The 13520-nt window shown below is 55.1% G+C and carries 13 protein-coding genes; 8 read left to right on the forward strand and 5 right to left on the reverse strand.

The features are described from left to right. Positions 1 to 5 precede the first annotated feature (5 nt). The 6 genes from U5A65_RS27310 (at position 6) to U5A65_RS27335 (ending at position 5662) form a co-directional block, all read left to right on the forward strand. Complete coding sequence (locus tag U5A65_RS27310; protein ID WP_321948493.1) at positions 6 to 1052, forward strand: NAD-dependent epimerase/dehydratase family protein; 1047 nt, start codon at positions 6 to 8, stop codon at positions 1050 to 1052. Continuing rightward, the gene (locus tag U5A65_RS27315; RefSeq protein ID WP_321948494.1) at positions 1049 to 1855 is read left to right on the forward strand and encodes a transketolase; all 807 of its coding nucleotides are present in this window, start codon (positions 1049 to 1051) and stop codon (positions 1853 to 1855) included. Before U5A65_RS27310 ends, U5A65_RS27315 begins: the two co-directional genes overlap by 4 nt. Continuing rightward, the gene (locus U5A65_RS27320; protein ID WP_321948495.1) at positions 1852 to 2778 is read left to right on the forward strand and encodes a transketolase family protein; all 927 of its coding nucleotides are present in this window, start codon (positions 1852 to 1854) and stop codon (positions 2776 to 2778) included. Before U5A65_RS27315 ends, U5A65_RS27320 begins: the two co-directional genes overlap by 4 nt. A gap of 22 nt (positions 2779 to 2800) precedes the next feature. After that, entirely contained in the window at positions 2801 to 3202 is a 402-nt protein-coding gene (locus tag U5A65_RS27325) for a GtrA family protein (RefSeq protein WP_321948496.1), read from the forward strand. Further along, a complete protein-coding gene (locus tag U5A65_RS27330; protein WP_321948497.1) occupies positions 3199 to 4203 on the forward strand; it encodes a glycosyltransferase family 2 protein in 1005 nt (334 codons plus the stop codon). Before U5A65_RS27325 ends, U5A65_RS27330 begins: the two co-directional genes overlap by 4 nt. A gap of 100 nt (positions 4204 to 4303) precedes the next feature. After that, the gene (locus U5A65_RS27335) at positions 4304 to 5662 is read left to right on the forward strand and encodes a hypothetical protein (RefSeq protein WP_321948498.1); all 1359 of its coding nucleotides are present in this window, start codon (positions 4304 to 4306) and stop codon (positions 5660 to 5662) included. Between the two features lie 156 nt (positions 5663 to 5818). On the opposite strand, the gene U5A65_RS27340 is transcribed toward U5A65_RS27335, so the two are convergent. The 5 genes from U5A65_RS27340 to U5A65_RS27360 are packed head-to-tail and all read right to left on the reverse strand — an operon-like array spanning position 5819 to position 10768. Beyond that, complete coding sequence (locus tag U5A65_RS27340) at positions 5819 to 6394, reverse strand: GNAT family N-acetyltransferase (protein ID WP_321948499.1); 576 nt, start codon at positions 6392 to 6394, stop codon at positions 5819 to 5821. 35 nt (positions 6395 to 6429) lie between these two features. Beyond that, complete coding sequence (locus U5A65_RS27345; protein ID WP_321948500.1) at positions 6430 to 7389, reverse strand: glycosyltransferase family 2 protein; 960 nt, start codon at positions 7387 to 7389, stop codon at positions 6430 to 6432. A 37-nt stretch (positions 7390 to 7426) separates the two neighbouring features. Further along, positions 7427 to 8536: a DegT/DnrJ/EryC1/StrS family aminotransferase gene (locus U5A65_RS27350; RefSeq protein WP_321948501.1), complete on the reverse strand. Its 1110-nt coding sequence runs from the start codon at positions 8534 to 8536 to the stop codon at positions 7427 to 7429. Continuing rightward, on the reverse strand, positions 8533 to 8976 hold the full coding sequence (locus U5A65_RS27355; RefSeq protein WP_321948502.1) for an FdtA/QdtA family cupin domain-containing protein: 444 nt from the start codon (positions 8974 to 8976) through the stop codon (positions 8533 to 8535). Before U5A65_RS27355 ends, U5A65_RS27350 begins: the two co-directional genes overlap by 4 nt. A gap of 25 nt (positions 8977 to 9001) precedes the next feature. Beyond that, the gene (locus U5A65_RS27360; RefSeq protein WP_321948503.1) at positions 9002 to 10768 is read right to left on the reverse strand and encodes a glycosyltransferase family 61 protein; all 1767 of its coding nucleotides are present in this window, start codon (positions 10766 to 10768) and stop codon (positions 9002 to 9004) included. A 493-nt stretch (positions 10769 to 11261) separates the two neighbouring features. On the opposite strand from U5A65_RS27360, the gene U5A65_RS27365 reads away from it, so the two are divergent. Both U5A65_RS27365 and U5A65_RS27370 read left to right on the forward strand, forming a co-directional pair. Next, a complete protein-coding gene (locus U5A65_RS27365) occupies positions 11262 to 12041 on the forward strand; it encodes a sulfotransferase (RefSeq protein ID WP_321948504.1) in 780 nt (259 codons plus the stop codon). Between the two features lie 380 nt (positions 12042 to 12421). Continuing rightward, entirely contained in the window at positions 12422 to 13465 is a 1044-nt protein-coding gene (locus U5A65_RS27370; protein ID WP_321948505.1) for a hypothetical protein, read from the forward strand. The last annotated feature ends 55 nt before the right edge of the window (positions 13466 to 13520 follow it).

Genomic DNA, 13520 nt, shown 5'->3' on the forward strand with positions numbered 1-13520 from the left:
ACACTATGCGAAAGCCGTTACCCCAGGAAGATCTCGATTTCGTCGTTGAGCGGACCGCCGACGTTTGGTCCGCTTTCGACCGCGCGCGACTTTTCATCACGGGCGGAACAGGTTTCATCGGATCATGGCTCCTGGAGGCGGTACGGCATTCCAATCGTGTGAGCGGCAGTCGAATCGAAGTCGTCGCACTGAGTCGCGATCCCGAACGTGCTATTGCTCAGGCACCCTATCTATTTCGCGAAAATGGCGTGACGCTCGTGAAAGGCGACGTCACCGACTTCGACACCAAAATCGGAGCCATCGATCTTTGCATCCATGCTGCGACCGATGTAGCCGATCCAGCGAAGACCGAGAGTGCTCTTCGCATGTTCGACACTGGCGTAACCGGCACTCGCAGGGTGCTTGATTGCGCCCAAGCTAACGGCGCAACGCATTTCCTGCTTACCTCGAGCGGCGCTGTCTATGGTGCGCAACCATCCAATCTGCCACGCATACCCGAGACGTTTGCCGGAGCGCCCAATTCGCTCGACGTACGCACCGCATACGGACAAGGCAAACGTGCAGCGGAGTGGCTTGCGACCGCTTACGCGCAGCAAAGCGCCCTGCACGTATCCATTGCTCGTATTTTTGCCATGGTAGGCCCAGCGATCCCCCTGAACGGGCCGCTTGCGGCAGGCAATTTTATTCGCGACGCGCTAGCCGCACGGCAAATCGCCATAACGGGCGACGGCCGCCCGCTGCGCAGCTATCTATACGCGGCAGATGCCTGCGTGTGGCTCTTGCGAATTCTCCTTTCGGGCGAACGCGGACAGGCTTATAACGTCGGTTCAGAACGGGAGATTTCGATTCTGGACCTCGCTCGCCTGATTGAACGCTTGTGTGGTTGCGTGACGCCGGCGGTACCCTCAACCCCTGCCACCGCCGAGCCGCCGCCCCGGTACCTGCCGGATACATTGAAAGCGCGGTGCACGCTCAACCTTGAAGAATCCACTTCATTGGACCTGGCATTGTCCAAGACGATTAACTGGAGCCGCTCGACGGTCACGGGATGAAAAAATTCGATGCGGGACGCGTCCGCAAGACCGTTCTTGACATGGCATTCTCGGGCTCAACGGTTCACATCGGCTGCGCCTTTTCGATTGTGGAACTACTCGCGGTGCTCTATCGAAACCATTTGCGGTTCGACGCAGAAAATTCGCGCGCCGACGACCGCGACTACATGGTGCTCAGCAAAGGACACGGTGTGATGGCGCAGTACGCTTGCCTGCATGAAATAGGCTGGCTGTCTGACGACGATATTGCACGTTACTTCCAGAACGGAACACGGTTGAAGGGTTTGGCTGACGCTCACGTTCCAGGCATCGAAGCAACGTCTGGGACGCTTGGTCATGGCTTACCCGTGGGCGTTGGTCTCGCGCTCGGAGCCAAGATGAAGAATGCAGACCAGATGTGCTACACGTTAGTTGGCGACGGAGAACTGAACGAAGGGACAATCTGGGAAGCCGCACTGTTTGCCGCTCAGTTCAAACTCGACAATCTGGTAGTGATCGTCGACGTGAACGGCTTTCAAGCCATGGGCACGACCGACGAAGTCATCAGTCTGGGCGACATTGGCGCAAAATTCTCTGCATTCGATTTTGACGTCCTGACAGTCGATGGCCATGACGAGACGGCCATCGATCACTCGTACCAGAAACTGAAAACTCGCAAGAACGGTCGGCCGAAAGCGTTGATTGCGAAGACAGTTAAAGGCAAGGGAGTGTCATTCATGGAACACGACAATATCTGGCACTACACGCGGCTCAACGCTCAGACGTACGAGGCCGCTGTCGCAGAACTTCAAGGTCAAGCATGAGAGACGCTTTCTCCGATGCACTGGTCGGCGCCGCACAGCAGGATCCCAAGGTACTCCTGCTAACCGGAGACCACGGTTACGCGCTCTTCGATGCGTTCCGACGCAACTGCCCCGACCAGTACATCAATTGCGGCATTGCCGAGCAGAACATGGTTGGCGTTGCGGCTGGGTTGGCAAAAGCGGGGTTCCGGCCGTTCGTTTATGGTCTCGCCGCGTTCGTACCGATTCGGGTTCTCGAACAGATCAAGATTGATGTGTGCTACGAGGATTTGCCGGTCACCTTTATCGGTGACGGTGCGGGGGTCGTGTACGCTCAACTCGGCGCCAGCCATCAAAGCACCGAAGATATTGCCGCGCTAAGAGCCGTGCCGCAGATTTCGATTTACTCTCCGGCGGACCGCTTCGAATTGACAGCTTGCATGGAGCACATCGCCGCACATCCCGGACCGGCCTATCTTCGCATGGGCAAAGCCGACCTCGGCGACATACACGATGGTCCGATCCGGAACTGGACTAACGGCGATTTGCTGCCGGTGAGTAGCACCAACTCCCCCTATCTGTTTGTCGCGACCGGTTCGGGCGTCAAGCTCGCGCAGAAGGTTGCTGCCACCATCACGAATGCCGACGTGGTGGCGGTGCCGCGTCTCAAGCCATTTCCTGCGCACACCTTACGCAAGCTGGCCCAAGGGCGCGAGGCGATCGTCACGTTTGAAGAACACTCCATCTGCGGCGGCCTTGGCGGCGCGGTTGCCGAAACCCTGATGGGCCAATTCGTTGGCACCTTCGTCAGGATTGGCGTTGACGAGCGATTCAGCACGGTCTGCGGGAACTACCCGTTCGTGATGGAAAGCCACGGCCTGGCTCCTGAGGCGGTCGAACGTCGAATTAGAAAGGCACTTGATGCAAACTTCCAATTCGACTAAAAGGCAATCTAACGGCGACTCCGTGGACGAACCGCTCAAGCCTGCGCGATCAAACTCGAAAGCCCCCCGCCAATTGCTTCGCTTTTTTGTCGTCGGTGGTCTCAACACCGGCTTCGGATACTCATTGTTCGCGATTCTGACTTTCGTCGGAGTCGTGTATCCGGTCGCCATCGGTCTCGCGACGATCGGCGGCGTGCTGTTCAATTTCCAGAGCATCGGACGCATGGTGTTTGGAGGGGCCCCCCAATCGCGCTTCTGGCGATTCGTCGGTGTTTATTGCATCGTCTATCTGGTCAATGTTGGCAGTGTGCATTTGCTCTTGCGCCTCGGCGCAAATGTGTACGTAGCAAACGCAATCATGCTCGTTCCGCTCAGCTTACTTGCCTTCACTCTCAATCGTCAGTTTGTCTTCGACCTCCCATGAAACACATTACAGTTGTCACGCCCTGTTTCAACGAAGAAGAGAACGTCGAAGCGGTCTATAGCGAGACGCGTCGTATCTTTTCCACCCTCCCGCAGGTGACGTACGACCACCTTTTTATCGACAATGCGTCGACTGACGCAACGGTTGCCAAGCTGCGCGACATTGCCGCTACCGATCCTGCGGTTAGCGTAATCGTCAATGCCAGGAATTTTGGACACATTCGCTCTCCCATGTACGGCCTGCTCCAGGCGAAAGGCGACGCCGTCATCCTGCTCGTAGCGGACTTGCAGGACCCTCCAGAACTCATGCGCGAGTTCGTCACGACCTGGTTGGCGGGGTCGCCCATTGTGATTGGCGTGAAGCCCGAGGCAAAAGAGTCAGCCCTCTTCTTCGCACTTCGCCGCATGTATTACCGGTTCGTCACGCGAATCGCCAATGTGAAGCTCATTCAGAACTTCACGGGTTTTGGGCTATACGATCGCAAGATCATCGAGATTCTGCGCAAGATTGATGACCCGTATCCCTACTTTCGCGGGCTGATCTGCGAAATTGGCTTCGAAGTCGTTCGGCTGCCGTACGTGCAACCCCGACGCAAACGTGGGATATCGAAGAACAATTTCTATACGCTGTACGACATCGCGATGCTGGGCATCACGTCCCACTCAAAGGTGCCGCTGCGGCTTGCAACCATAACCGGCTTTGGACTTTCGGCGCTTAGCCTCGCTGTGTCACTTGCCTATTTCGTCCTCAAGCTCATTTATTGGGATAGCTTCTCGATGGGAAGCGCTCCAATGCTGATTGGCCTGTTCTTCTTTTCCTCCGTTCAACTCTTCTTCATCGGGATGCTAGGGGAATATGTCGGCGCCATTCTCACGTATGTCCAGAAGCGGCCGCTTGTGGTCGAGCAAGAGCGCATTGAGGGCGAAACAGATCCGGAGACAGAGCCGCGTAGTCCAGTTTCCTGTGCTGCAACGATGGGTGGCCCAACATCGGCTTCCTGACGCCGGTATGGCGTAAGCAGAATGCTGCGGCAGCAGCGTAAAATTTTGATTATCATGCGTTCGGCTAGCACCCGGACTTGCACAACACGCCGGGCGGGAAATGCGATCCTCCAAGACTGAATCGTTAGCGTATTTCGTCATTGCCTTTATTCTTCTACTTGTAATCGGCCTAACGGTGCGTGACGGCGGCGGGCAACCGCACTTCCTGGCCGACATTAATCACGTTCTTGACGGCACACATGACATGAGCGATCCGGGATCGTTCGCGTTGGGCGCCAAAGATATTTATCTGCATGGCTGGTTTACGGCTGTGAATATGTGGCTCATTCACTTATGGCCGCCGGGCTTCATGTTGCTGGAAGGAGCGATACTGAAGGTATTCGGCCCGGAAACGCCTGTCGTTCTCATTTTGCAGATCCTGGCATCCGCGTGTCTTGCCGCAATGATGCTACTTCAGAGAATGCTTTTGAAGCCCATGATCGGGGCACTGCCTGCCTCCATACTGCCGCTGTCGATTCTGCTGCTCCCGGTGGCCCGCCAGTTTCTTCTTGAGCCACTCGGTGTCGTCCTGGGCGAGACATTTTCGGTGTCGCTGTTCATTTCCAGCGTCACGCTCGTGGTGTTGGCGTTGCAGCGGCGTCAGGTTCGGTGGGCGATTGTTGGCGGAATATGTCTCGCACTGGCCGCCTACTTTCGATCGCAGTTTGAACTACTTGTGCTGGCTTACACTGCACTCGCGATTCCGCTCGCAGCATGGCTTGTGATCGGTCTACGCGGCACAAGATCCGACGCGCAACGGACTGCCCGTCGCTTTATGCTACGCGCCGTGATTGCTTTCGTCATCACGGCCCAACTGCTCATGCTGCCTTGGCGCATCCACAACAAGATCGATGCAGGGTCTTTCCGTTGGGTGCAAACGATGGACGTTGTCGCGTCAAACTCCCTGAGCACGAACCAATATCTCCTCGAGAAAAACGGCGGATTCGTGATCGAGGGCGGAGGCGATCTGTCCTGCAAATTCGAACCATCGTATTGCGGAAAAACCGACACGCATTTTTTCTTTAGCGCATTTGTTCGCCACTTTCCAGAATGGGAGAAGGTGAAAATATCCCTTGCTCCAAAATATTGGTTTTCATCCTTGAAGAACACCGGCATTTTGCGCTTCCCGGCAACTAAATTGGACATCGTCTGGAACGCGATTCTTCTTATATTTACTGTTGCTATCGTACCGCTGCAGATTGCAATACGAAGGCATAGCTGGTCGCCACTTTTATTGTGGATTAACCTGTCGTTCTTCAGCCCATTTTTTGTCGTTTTTTCGCTCGTAGCGTTCGAGGCACGGTATTTCTACCTCGTCAAGATTTTTGGTTTCTCGATGTGCATGCTTCTGGCATGCCTTACCTGGACGTTACAAACATCGCAACGGCGCGGCGAAATTGGCGTATTTTCCGCGAAATAATTGCTTCGACGGCTTTGCTGTGCACTACGAAATCATGTACGCCGCACTTCGGCCGGGCGCTTTCGAAAATAGCGGTTGCCTCGGTGAGACCAGTGAATCGGTATCACTTCGAGGCAACCATTCGCTGTCGATGTCAGTGACTATGCCAATAGTCCGCTAAATTTCACGAACCTCAATTTGGCCGGGAAGAAATCGCTTGTAGCGGTCCAAAGACGCTCTGATCGAGGATTCATCGATAACATATTTGTATTCGATGTCAGTTTCCTCTACGCGTTTGGCGCCAAACCGCTCATGAAATGCCCAAACGGAAGTATTGCGTTTATCCACTTCAAAATGCGCAGACTTGAAGCCAAGGAGATCTAGTCCAAATTTATAGACAAGCAACGCCGATTCGACCGAAACCGCGGTAGGCGCGCCCTCCACAACGATCCAACTGCCCCAGCAAAAGCTATCTTCTCTTGCACCATACACGCGCACCGTGCCGACGCTTCGTCCGTTCGCGTCCTCAATGATGAAGTAAGCTTGCCCGGAGCCCGACAAGTAATTCTCGATCCACTTCTGCTGGGATTCGAGATCTCCCTTCACTGACGACAAGAACGCGCTCTTTTTGGGATCCGTTCGTAGTGAGAGGATAAATTCCGCATCGGTGATGGCAACGCCGCGCAGAGCAATCTTGTTGCCGATGATGCGCTCGACGCGCCTTATTTCCGGGTTTTGGTTATCAAAGCTCATTTGGCATCATTTTCCACAATGTCGACCTAATCAATCTATCGGATTGAGTTATAAATATATCGAAACGTGTTCAACCGGTTCGCGATCGGGCTCTGCAAAAAATCCACATCCTCGAGCAGATCTATTGCAAATTCCAGGCCTCGTATACGGACCTCTCGCCTGGTGTGCGCCAACAGGATTAGGCTGAGTTCAAAATCGCTCAAAGGAGCGTTTGACCGCGCATTTTTCGGCAAAACATTCCCAAAGGCTTCACGCACGATCAGCGGGCTTCCTCGCTGCAACGTTCGCAGGAGAACAACCGGCATTTCCGCCGCAGCAGCGTCGCCCCGAGCGTTTGAGGAGAGGTTGTTCGTGTGGCGACGATAGCTTACAACCGGGCGCTCAAATAGCTTCAGCGTGAGGCCCTGGGCAAGCGCCCTCAACCAAAACTCATAGTCCTGCAATTGAATCAGGCCTTCATGGAATCGCCCGAGTTTTTTAAAGACATCCGCACGCATTGTCGCGGTCGGAGCGCATAGAAAATTCTCTTTGAAAAAAAGCTCTTCCAACGCGATCACAGGCGCGACGTCCTTTCTGAAGAATACTTTCTCTTGATCATCAGATAGTTGCTCGCCAGCGTCGCCAATCAACGTCGGACGGCAGAAAACGATATCGCTGCTGGATCCCTCCAGAATTTCAATCTGGTGCTCCACGCGTTCCGGCATGCACTTGTCGTCGCCACCCAACAGAACGACATACTCGCCACTAGCCGCCCTCACCCCCGCATTGACGGCCGCACCAGGCCCAAGATTGCGTTGACGAACAATTGAAATTTGATCCGCAAACGAAGATGTCAGTTGCAGCGCCCCATCGTCGCTCGACCCGTCATCGACCACAATCACCTCGACGTTCGGGTAGGTTTGATCCAGGACGCTCTGAACCGTCTCGACTACAAAATGAGCCTGGTTGTAGATCGGAATGATCACCGATGCGAGGGGCGCTGACGTCTTCTTCAAGATGAGGGACTTCCGGATTAGTGGCTGGACTACCGCTTCACGCCTTGGCGTAAAACTGTTTGATGTGGTCGACGACGGCGTCTACGAACTCCAACGGCATCTGCGGCCACATCGGCAAGGAAAGGCTCTCCAGTGCGACGGTCTCGGCGATGGGCAGAGACCCCTTAGCGAATCCACTGTCCGAAAAGGCCCCGTGCAGGTGAGGCGGAATCGGATAATGAACCGCGCTGCCAATGCCTTGCTCCTGGAGACTGCGAGCAAGTGCGTCCCGCTTTTTCGAACGAATAACGTAAAGGTGAAATACATGCGTGCGGTCCGCGGGGACCGTCGGCAGGACGATTTCATCAAGCGTAGCCAGACCTTCGGAATAACGCTTTGCAATCGCGCCACGCTTTGCGTTCCAACCATCGAGCAACGGGAGCTTTTGTCGAAGCAGCGCCGCTTGCAGTTCGTCCAGACGCGTATTGCCCCCAACGACCTCGTGAACGTACTTCACCCTTGAGCCATAGTTGCGCAGCATGCGAACCTTTTCCGCGATCGACTTATCGTCGGTCACAACCGCACCGCCGTCCCCCATCGCACCAAGATTCTTGGTCGGATAAAAGCTGAATGCCGCAGCGTCGCCGAGTGAGCCGCATCGCTTGTTTTCAAACATCGCACCGTGCGATTGCGCCGCGTCTTCGAGGACGAACAAGCCGTTGGTATCGGCCAACTGGCGAATTGCACCCATGTTGGCGGGAAGGCCGTACAGATGGACCGGAATAATAGCGGCCGTGCGAGACGACAACTTCTCCGCAATCTTCTCCGGATCGATGCTGTAAGTTGCCGGATCGATTTCGACCGGAATCGGCGTTGCACCGACCATGGACACGGCGAGCCACGTCGCGATGAAAGTTTGCGAAGGAACGAGCACCTCGTCGCCGGAACCAATGCCCCGCGCCTTGAGCGCGAGTGCCAACGCATCGAGACCGTTACCGACGCCGACGCAGTACTTCGCGCCACAGTATTTTGCAAACTCGTCTTCGAACACCTCGAGTTCCTGCCCCATTATCAGGTGTCCCCGGCTCATGACACTTTCGAAGGTGGCAGTCAGGCGTGAGCCGAGTTCGCGATGGACTTCGCTGAAATCAAAAAAGGGGATCATCATTTGTTCCGTTGTTCGACAACTTGCTTGAACCGGTCGTAATCGCGAATGTAATCGGACTCCTCGTAAGGCATGGAAGCCAAGACCAGACAAACCGCACCTGACGAGAAGTTGGTTAGTTCGCGCCATACCAGTGAGTTCATCAGGACGCCCTGGTAAGGCCTGTTACATGTGATTGTCTTTCTCTCATGGCCATTATCCACCAGCAGGTCGAAGCTGCCGGAAACAGCGATGATCAGTTGCTTTAGTGCGTAATGCGCGTGGCCCGCTCGCGACTCACCGGCGGGGACGTCATAGAGATAGTAGACACGCTGTATGTCAAACGGGACGTGTCGCGTACCCTCTATGAAGGTAAGGTTCCCTCGCGGGTCACTAATTTTCGGAACATCGATAATCGAAATAGCATCATCGATGGAGAAAGATGTCGAAGAACGATTGCTCATTTTCTGGTCAGAAGCATCAAAGTTGTCAAATCGCGCTCAGGATCTTGTCGATATCAACCGTGTAGTCGTCGTGCACGCTATAACGGTCGTCGCGAGTAAATGCGCGCAGGCCTTGAGAATATTCAACAGCGGCACCGGAGACCCTGCCAAGCAGTTCCCAAAGATAAAGCTGATGGTGCGGATGGTCGGATGCCAGTACGATCCACCTGGTCCCCGGCGGGCACCAAACGATATTGGTGACCTGTGCACCGGTTGGCGCGATCACGATTTCGGCCTCGCTGAAAATCCTGATCTGTGTCTCCAGGTCAAGGTCTTCGCACCGCAGAATTTCGAAGCCCAACTGAACCAATGCGCTTTCCAGCCTCTGCTGGTTCAAAAGGTGGCGATTTTTCGAGGAACGCCCGGCATAAATCTTTCGACGACGTTGCGACGACTCGCCGATAAAATGCGGCTTGCACTTCGCTATCGCCTTGCGAATTCTCTCGACGTCGAGCACCGCTTGAGTCGCAAGTTCGCCGCCTTCGTAAGCGTCTATAACCGAGGACAAGTCAGAGAGTTGATACAAGGTATCGACCGAATAAATTGTTCCCGGTTCTAGAGGCAAAAGTGGCCGCGAAGGGGGGCATACTGATTTCAGCAAATCCACCATCGTTCTGTGCAAATTTGCTTCGTACAGAACCGGGACGTTTTCGGCAATCCCCGCCTCCTCCGCTAACACAAGGCGCGGAAGTGTTTCAGCGACAAAATGAAAGTAATTGTTCGAATACTCATGCATCGCATTGATGCCGGACTCGATCCACGCTGCCTGGCGAACATCAAACTGCAGTAAAAGCTGCCCGTTTTCGAGACGCTTTGCGCGCTGATGCTTTAGCGCGGCGTCGTCGCGATGTCCTAGCGCGGCCTCCTCGTCATGCAAAATTAGATCATGATCGCACACAAGGTAACGTGTGCCGGCGATAAGACGGACGTTGTTCAAGCGAGCGACATACGGCGCACCAGGAAATGCCGGAACACTCGTCCCCAAGCCTTCGCCCGAGGCCTTGAACCGCTGAAGGCTAGCCTGAGCGCCCTGTACGATCGCCCCTGCCATAGCAGCCTCAACCGAACTAACGTCCATTTCTACGCTGGCGGGGGTGCCATTTGTCGATGGCGCGACCGACGATATAAAGTCGGCGAGGTCCGATGCGTATGCGAAATGATTATCGTCACGGACAAATGCCCGCCCCTCGCTTTGTCCATACTTCAGGAAGTGCGCAAACGGGCTCAGGTCCGTGGACTCAATTTCCGGGTTGAGGCGGCGATATAACTTAGGGTCAAATCGTTTGCTCGGGCGATCGCCTCGGGCCTCTCCGATCTCGACGAAATGAACGAGCGGATTGCATCCGGATACCATTTCTTCCGCATGGCTTGCTGCGTACCATTCCGTGTCGAAATAGGCATTGGGATTACGCCCTTCCGCAGCGCCGTGGCGCAGATAATGCAGTACGGGATTTACCCCTTGATCGCGAACATCGGCATAGCGATCCAAATACCATGAGACATCGAAATATGGGGATGGATTTCGGCCTTCTGCGACACCATGCTCCATGAAATGCGCAAAAGCATCGACTCCAGCCGCGGCAACGTCCGGATTTTCCTTTAAATACCAGTCCCTAAGAAACAAAACCTGAAACTCCTGTTCGCTTTCTCGTGGACCAGCAGCTTCCATTTCACCAACAACCATGCAATTCGATTTTACATCGTCGTCATTTTGGTTCGGAGATTGAATGCCTGTGATAGCGCTCTTTCCCATATATCGTTTCGCCGTCGATAGCATTCGTCGAAGCAATGCGGTTCCTTGTATCAATTGACGTATACCTTGTGTGGTGCCCGAACGGACTGACGTAGAGCTCGCGCTGCTTCAGTTCTACGTGAACCGTCAATCTGTTCTTTAACAACTGTCAACCGGACTCCGAGTCCCGAGCCTTCGCAGAGGCTGCAGCGAGATCGGATTAGCACGTTCGTGTCGATCCTGGAAGCGCGCCCAGCCGACGATTTCGTTTGGCAACTAATTTCGCAGCAACGACCTATCTGGGTATTCGCATCGGCTTCTGCATCCTCGTGAATCATCGCATTTGGCCCAATCCTGGTCCCTGAGTTGCGCGCGGCTTTGCTAAACTATCCTACAATGAAGTAGGGGGATTTCCGCCTCCCCCTAGCCACCGGTAGCTGGCCGACAGCCAATTCTGTAAGGATCACGCCCGTTGCCAATGGTCGCATGAAAGAACCGGTAAGATACAGGAAACATGCTCAAATTTCCATTTGAATTGACGTTTTGCATCGGGGCGCCTCGTAGCGGCACGACACTCTTGAGCAGCTTGTTAAGCGAAGGACCGACGGTCTTCCCCATGCTGCCTGAATGCACTTTTATCACCCGGATTATTCAGTATTATCACGATTTGGTGTCCTTTTCAGACAAACCCAGATTCGACGCATATGCGTTGTCAAATGAGCATCTCGCAACCATTCTCGCGCCGACGATCGAGAGCTTTGTTTATACGGCTCACAGTCATTTCGCTACGCTTGCACACAGCCATTTGATTCTTAAAGATCCCGACCTTTCGATTTACGTCGACTATATTCCGTTTTTCTTCGGAGATTCTAAAGTCGTGTGTGTAATCCGGGATCCACGAGATGTTATTACCTCCTTCGTTGAAGTACGGCATCGTCAGAGCGTTGATGAATCAGTGGACTCCCTGATTTCCACTGTATTTAATTATTACTGGCGTGTTTCACAGTCTGAATTGGCGAAACAAGGAAAAATACATTTCGTCCAATTTGAGAAAATTCTGACTCTGGATGAACAGGAATTTTTAGCGCTGGAAAGCTATCTGGGATATAAAATAGGTCGCACAGGTTTTCAGAAAATCTCGTTTCAACTCGACACAAATGATCCGACACACTCAAGCAACTATGGAAATCCAATTAAATCGAATCAGCTAAAGCAGTGCACCCTCAATGCAAATGAGCTTTCACGGATCCAGGACGCCTTTGCGGGATATAACCAGGTTTATGGCTGGTGGTAACTTGAGTTGGTCATATAACAGTAAGCGGATAGCCATTTGGCAAAGCGACGCGCCACCTGCCGAGAGTCTCAGAACCAGGCGCGCCCATCCGCTGAGGGATGCGCCGCCCGTTTCGGCCGTTAGCTCTGCTGGAGCTATTTGACACCTGCGCAAGCTGGCTTCGAAGCGTCCGGCAAGCAACGGATATGTGCGGTAGGCAACACCGGCAAATAACGTCTGAATGGAGAATCACTCATATGATCTTTCGAGCGGCTGCGCCGGTTCAGGCACCGCCGCTCTCCTGCGCATGCAGATCGTGGGTTCCGCGAGGCTTCGCCGATCGCTTCAACGACGATCCTGAACATGCCGAAATGGCGTCGCCATGACGGTGGAACGACAGCATGTCCGCTCAGACGACTGGTAACCAGAGTATCCCCACACCGTGCAAGCTTTGTGGCGGAGTGCTCTACCTGCACGTCGATCTCTGCCCTTACTGCGGCACGGATCGCCCGCTCGACGCGGCTGCGCCCGCGCGCCCGAAAGCCACGTTAGCAGTCGTTGGTTCCGCGGCAGCCCCTTTGCGTGCCGTCGCACAGGTATCGCTCGCCGGCGCGGCCACATCCAATCGCCCTTCGGTGCAGGCCGACTATCTGCATAACTATCAACTCGAGGAACAGCGGCCGTTCTGGCACACGGGTAAAGGGCGCTTCGCGAACGGCGTGTTGCTCGCCTGGCTCATTGTCGCAATCGCATACGCTGCGTTTCTGCTGTACGGCGCAAGGCATCGGCAGGAAAGAGAAGTACGCGCCACGCGTGCGAGCGTCGCGGAGCAAAGCTCGCCAAACGCGAATGCCGCACTCGCGCGTGACGCGAACACTGAGGACGCGCACGAGATATTGCGCGGCGGCGCGCCAGCGCAGCAACGCCGCGATAACGCGCTGCAAAACGCGGACCGATGTGCCGAGCAACGCGCATGGGATTGCGTGCGAGAACAGGCATCAGAGGCGCTCGCGATTGATCCGGGCAGCCTGCACGCGCGATCGTTGATGGAGCGCGCCATCCTGGCGGCGGGCTGGTCGCCGTTGCGTTCGCCGAATAGCACCACCGCACAAGCCGAAGCGAGCGTGCCACTGCCGCGTGGTGCAGCCACCGTGCCGCTGCCTTCGTCGCATGATTGGGGCGCAGCGAGGCCGGCCGTACCGAAGAACGAGCCGACCACAATCGCGTCCCCTCCCCCGCTGCCGGACGCGACCAGCACAACAACGAACGGGAACCCACCGGATGTCAGCAGTGCGAGTGCAAGCGTTGCGACAACCGCCGCGAGCGACTCCGCAACCGCCGATGCCGTCGGTGCGGACAGCAGCGACAGCGGCGTCGATGCGCAGCAACGCGCGATTCTCGAGCTTGGGTGGAAGCACGCTTCATCCACCGAAGCTGCACATTGAGAACGATTACAGAACATAACGTCTGCCGTACAACCTGGACAGAGGCGGGAGAGAG

Source organism: Paraburkholderia sp. J10-1, assembly GCF_905220165.1.
In the GTDB taxonomy this organism is placed as follows: Bacteria; Pseudomonadota; Gammaproteobacteria; order Burkholderiales; family Burkholderiaceae; genus Paraburkholderia.

Coding starts and splice junctions, on each gene's coding strand:
- U5A65_RS27310 (WP_321948493.1), top strand. CDS start 6: ATGCGAAAGCCGTTACCCCAGGAAGATCTCGATTTCGTCGTTGAGCGG.
- U5A65_RS27315 (WP_321948494.1), top strand. CDS start 1,049: ATGAAAAAATTCGATGCGGGACGCGTCCGCAAGACCGTTCTTGACATG.
- U5A65_RS27320 (WP_321948495.1), top strand. CDS start 1,852: ATGAGAGACGCTTTCTCCGATGCACTGGTCGGCGCCGCACAGCAGGAT.
- U5A65_RS27330 (WP_321948497.1), top strand. CDS start 3,199: ATGAAACACATTACAGTTGTCACGCCCTGTTTCAACGAAGAAGAGAAC.
- U5A65_RS27335 (WP_321948498.1), top strand. CDS start 4,304: ATGCGATCCTCCAAGACTGAATCGTTAGCGTATTTCGTCATTGCCTTT.
- U5A65_RS27340 (WP_321948499.1), bottom strand. CDS start 6,394: ATGAGCTTTGATAACCAAAACCCGGAAATAAGGCGCGTCGAGCGCATC.
- U5A65_RS27350 (WP_321948501.1), bottom strand. CDS start 8,536: ATGATGATCCCCTTTTTTGATTTCAGCGAAGTCCATCGCGAACTCGGC.
- U5A65_RS27355 (WP_321948502.1), bottom strand. CDS start 8,976: ATGAGCAATCGTTCTTCGACATCTTTCTCCATCGATGATGCTATTTCG.
- U5A65_RS27360 (WP_321948503.1), bottom strand. CDS start 10,768: ATGGGAAAGAGCGCTATCACAGGCATTCAATCTCCGAACCAAAATGAC.
- U5A65_RS27365 (WP_321948504.1), top strand. CDS start 11,262: ATGCTCAAATTTCCATTTGAATTGACGTTTTGCATCGGGGCGCCTCGT.
- U5A65_RS27370 (WP_321948505.1), top strand. CDS start 12,422: ATGTCCGCTCAGACGACTGGTAACCAGAGTATCCCCACACCGTGCAAG.